1 protein-coding gene is annotated in these 433 nt (G+C 70.9%); it reads right to left on the reverse strand.

Translation table 11 applies throughout. The annotated features are described in order from the left end of the window. A partial coding sequence (locus HMPREF2863_RS12355; protein ID WP_305791287.1) for a biotin/lipoyl-containing protein occupies window positions 1-433 on the reverse strand: 433 nt, incomplete at both ends.

Consider the following 433-nt stretch of genomic DNA (forward strand, 5'->3'; position numbering starts at 1 on the left):
ACCTCGTCACCGACCTCCTTGAGCCAGCGGCTGATGGTGCCCTCGGTGACGGACTCGCCCAGGGCCGGGAGAGTGACCTCGGTGGTCTCGCCGGAGGAGGAGCCCTTGTCGGCCTTGACCTCCTCCTTCTCCTCGGAGTCGTCGGAGTCGTCCGACTCGTCGGCGGCCGCGGCCTCGGAGGCGTCCTCCTCGGCATCGGAGGCGTCCTCCTCGGCCTCGGCATCGTCGTCGGAGTCGTCGGACGAGCCGCCGCCCTCGCCGTCGCCGATGGTGGCGAGCGGGGCGCCGACCTCCACGGTGTCGTCCTCCTCGACGAGGATCTCCTCGAGGACGCCGGCGACCGGGGACGGGATCTCGGTGTCGACCTTGTCGGTGGAGACCTCGAGCAGCGGCTCGTCGACCTCGACCTCGTCACCGACCTCCTTGAGCCAGC

It is taken from the genome of Micrococcus sp. HMSC067E09 (assembly GCF_001812555.1).
Taxonomy (GTDB): domain Bacteria; phylum Actinomycetota; class Actinomycetes; order Actinomycetales; family Micrococcaceae; genus Micrococcus; species Micrococcus lylae.